The sequence below is a fragment of the Bacillus sp. P4_D3 genome, assembly GCF_056401855.1.
The window spans coordinates 1-3,066 of the sequence record NZ_JBFUIN010000376.1; the positions used below are offsets into that span (position 1 = coordinate 1).

Consider the following 3,066-nt stretch of genomic DNA (forward strand, 5'->3'; position numbering starts at 1 on the left):
ATTTGTGGGAGATCAACTGCCCGTAAACGCCCGATTGGTGAGGGCTAATAATCAGTGGGGGATGAACAAAACCCCCACTGATTAAAGTTTCACTTTATATACCTTGGTATGGAGAACAATATATGTTATTAATCGCATGAATGACAGGAGAGATTTTTCAAAAGATTTTATGTTTATGAATATGAGTATAGTTATATCAATTTTCACTATCATCCAGTATGTCCGTAATCTCATACAAGAAACTTGTCATCATATTCATTTTGCAAAATACCTCTTGACACAAAAAGGAACTATATAGCATAATATAAAAAAATTAAATTGAAAATCGTTGAAGGGAAATAGTACATATGTCTTCTTGCGAAAGAGAGTGGAATTCACCGGCTGAAAGATTCCTCGTATAGAATGTATCGAACCTATCCCTGAGTCTTAAATGAAAGTTTAGGCGTACGCCTGCGTTATAGGCGCCAAGTGGATATCTATGTATATCAATTAAGGTGGTACCGCGGAACAATGACCGTTTCGTCCTTTTTATTTTATTAAGGGCGAAGCGGTCATTTTTATTTTGCCCTTTAATACTATAGGTGCAGCATTGATGAGGATAGAAATCGATGCACACTGTATGGATAGAAGTGTAATTTATGAAAAACTTTGATTTTAGACTTGGGGGATAAAAAAGTGAGAAAGCAAAGAATTGTTGTAAAGATTGGGAGTAGTTCCTTGGCAGCGAGTCATGGAGGCATCTGTAAAGAACAGCTTTCAGATCACGTTGCTGCATTGGCACGATTGAAAGAGGAAGGACATGAAGTTTTGTTGATTACATCTGGGGCGGTCGCTGCAGGTTTTTCTGCTCTAGGGTATCCTAGCAGACCTGTGACAATTAAAGGGAAACAGGCTGCTGCCGCTGTCGGGCAAAGTTTATTAATGCAGGCATACACGGAGGAATTCCGTAAATATGGTATTGTTACTGCACAACTTTTACTAACGAGAAATGATTTTTCTAGAAAAGAACAATACAGTAACGCTTACGCTACTTTAGGAGAGCTACTAAACCGTTCTGCTCTTCCTATAATCAATGAAAATGATTCCATTTCTTTAGAAGAGTTGACGTTCGGTGATAATGATATGCTGTCAGCTTTAGTAAGCGGACTTGTTTCGGCAGATATGCTCATGATTTTTACAGATGTGAACGGTTTATATGACCAAAATCCTCAGAAAAATGCGGATGCGAAAAAATATTATTTCCTTCCTGAGGTAACGGAAGAAATTGCTTCTCTTGCAGGAGATGCTGGCTCAAAACTTGGGACTGGCGGTATGAAATCAAAAATCGATGCTGCAAAGACGGCACTATCTCTTGGAGTGAGTGTATTTATCGGAACGGGATGTGGACAGGAGAAGTTTTTAGATGTTATGAAGGGCAAAGGTGATGGAACATATATCGGGAATGCTCCTCAAAAAGTGATTAAGATGAACAAGCAATGGATCGCACTACATTCGATTGTTAGCGGACAAATTGAAGTAGATGCCGGGGCAGCCACTGCCATCATTCAACATGGAAAGAGTCTTCTTCCTGCTGGTGTTACTAATGTGTCAGGATTTTTCCAAGTCGATGAAGTTGTGGAGGTAATCACGCAACAAGGGCACGTAATAGGGAAAGGACAATGCAGATACAGTGCAGAGGAACTAAGGGATTTAAAAGGTATGCAGAGCCAAGATATTCAAGCAAGAGGGGAAAGGCATAGCTATGAAGTCATCCATAGAGATCATTGGGTTTCATTTTAAGAATAGAGACCGCTCTAATTCTAATAGGTAGGATAGTGCATTACTAGCGTTAAAAAGATCTCGGATTTTATACTGATTAACCTTAAAAAAGGAGGAAATGAAAATGAATGAAGTGTTAGCAAAGGGACAAAAAGCGAAAAAAATCGCTAGAGAACTTGTGCTTAAATCTACAAATCAAAAAAACGAAGCACTTGCCGCGATTGCTGATCAGTTGATAGTAGAAACAGCTTATATTTTAGAGGGAAACAAACAGGACATCGAAGAAGGTAAGGCAAAAGGATTTTCTGACTCTCTTCTTGATCGTCTTATGCTGAATGAACAGCGTATCATTGATATGACTGAAGGTATTAAGCAACTAATTGATTTACGTGATCCTGTTGGAGAATGTGTAAGTGCATGGGAACGACCAAATGGATTATCTATTCAGGAGATGCGTGTACCACTTGGTGTTGTCGGAATGATTTACGAGGCAAGACCGAATGTAACAGTGGATGCGGCTACAATTTGTTTAAAAACAGGAAACGCAGTAATACTACGTGGTAGTTCTTCTGCTATTCATTCTAACAAAGCTATCGTTAGCGTTATTCACCGGGCGCTCAAACAAACAAGTTTGCCTCTAGAAAGCGTACAGCTCATAGAAGATACAACGCGCGATAGTGCAAAGCAGTTGTTTACATTGAATGAGTACTTGGATGTTCTTATCCCAAGAGGCGGCAAGCAGTTAATAGATACTGTAGTGAGAGAAGCATCTGTTCCAGTACTTGAAACAGGTGCGGGAAATTGTCATATTTTCATTGATGAAACAGCGGATAAACAAATGGCATTTGATATTATTATAAACGCAAAAACGCAGCGTCCATCTGTATGTAATGCAATTGAAACGATTATACTTCATGAGAATTGGGCGCAGCAATTTGGTAGCGAGCTGTTTTCTTCCTTGAAGGAAAGAGGCGTGGAGCTACGTGGTGATAATAAAGCATTGGCAATTGATTCTTCTATTGCATTAGCTTCAGAAGAAGATTGGGAAACAGAGTTTTTATCTCTCACACTGGCAGTTAAAGTGGTTTCCTCAGCGGAAAAAGCGATTCATCACATAAATACGTATGGATCCATGCATTCCGAAGCGATTATTACAGAGAACGAGGAAAACGTCAGTAAGTTTTTCACATCTGTTGATGCCGCAGCACTCTACCATAATGCATCGACTCGTTTTACAGATGGATCTGAATTCGGCTTCGGCGCAGAAATTGGCATCAGTACGCAAAAACTACACGTAAGGGGACCAAT

Annotated in this window: 2 protein-coding genes and 1 other annotated feature; both genes read left to right on the forward strand. The window is 39.6% G+C overall.

The features are described 5' to 3' along the window. Positions 1–319 precede the first annotated feature (319 nt). Positions 320–530 (forward strand) — a binding site (T-box leader). Between the two features lie 145 nt (positions 531–675). Further along, entirely contained in the window at positions 676–1,779 is a 1,104-nt protein-coding gene (proB, locus tag AC1DTM_RS21315) for a glutamate 5-kinase (RefSeq protein ID WP_016105201.1), read from the forward strand. Positions 1,780–1,882: 103 nt separating this feature from the next. After that, the coding region (locus AC1DTM_RS21320; RefSeq protein WP_477000815.1) for a glutamate-5-semialdehyde dehydrogenase at positions 1,883–3,066 on the forward strand (1,184 nt) is incomplete at its 3' end.